The organism is Cellulosimicrobium cellulans, from assembly GCF_001722485.1.
GTDB lineage: Bacteria > Actinomycetota > Actinomycetes > Actinomycetales > Cellulomonadaceae > Cellulosimicrobium > Cellulosimicrobium cellulans_A.
This window is the reverse complement of the sequence record NZ_LWGL01000351.1, coordinates 1-1,025: the sequence shown is the minus strand read 5'-3', so window position 1 is coordinate 1,025 and position 1,025 is coordinate 1. Positions and strand designations below refer to the sequence as shown.

1 protein-coding gene and 1 pseudogene are annotated in these 1,025 nt (G+C 75.7%); both read right to left on the bottom strand.

What is annotated here, in order from left to right; all coding sequences use genetic code 11:
- Positions 1–306: Rho termination factor N-terminal domain-containing protein (locus tag JZ5iCDA_RS17675; protein WP_171905439.1), on the bottom strand; the 306-nt coding region annotated here is incomplete at its 3' end.
- Between the two features lie 272 nt (positions 307–578).
- A pseudogene (locus tag JZ5iCDA_RS17670) lies at positions 579–1,025 on the bottom strand (homoserine kinase); the annotation flags it as partial.

The window sequence follows — 1,025 nt, the reverse complement described above, 5'->3', positions numbered from 1 at the left end:
GGCCGCGCTCGCGGGGCGGTCGGCGCGGCGGCTGCGGCCACGGCCGGAGGCGGCGGGCGCCTCGGAGGTCTGCTGCGCCACGTCGCCGGCGGGGCGCGAGGGTGCGCTCTGCTCGCCGGTGCGGGCACGGATGACGTCCACGAGATCGCTCTTGCGCATCTTGGACGTGCCCTTGACCCCGAGCTGCGAGGCGAGGGCCTGCAGCTCCGGGAGGCGCAGCGTGCTCAGCGCGCCGCTCCGGGCGTTCCCGCCGGCAGCGGACGCACTCGTCGCGCTGCTCGTGGCGGTGTCGATGGTGTCTGTCACGAAGGACCCTTCCCCCTCGTCTGCGCCCACCTCTCAGAGGGTGGGCCGCGGGTGGTCGACGCTCGGCGCGTGACGGCCGGAGCGCAGGTGTTACCACGCGTCAGTGGTACGACGACGTCATCTGACGTGGGCTGGATGGCCTTCTCACGGATGGCTCTCGGCTCGGTCGAGGAGGACGTCGAGCGTGACGACGTCCGACGGAACGGGAGAGCATGACCGAAGGCTGCCCCCATCGTAGCACCACGGGATTCAGCGGTCCGGGCGCCCCGTGGTCACGGCGAGAGCCGCTCCGTGACGACGCCTCGCTCCGCCACCTCGACCGGGCGCACGTCCCAGCCCGGCATCCCGGCGACGACCCCGGACGCGACCCGGGCCGCGCGGTCGGCCCGCCCGGCGTCCGACAGCACGAGCACCGTGGGTCCGGCGCCCGAGACGGTCGCCGCGACGCCTTCCGCGCGCAGCGCCCGCACGACGTGGGCGGACTGCGGCATGACGTCCGCGCGGTAGTCCTGGTGCAGCCGGTCGTCGGTCGCCTCGAGCAGGAGGTCGGGGCGCCGCGTGAGCGCCTCGACGAGGAGCGCGGCGCGGCCGGCGTTGAACGCGGCGTCGACGTGCGGCACGGCCTCGGGCAGGACTCCGCGCGCGCGGCTCGTCGCGAGCCGCGCCGAGGGCACGAGGACCGTCGCGCGCAGGTCGGGGTGCACGGGCAGGCGCACCGC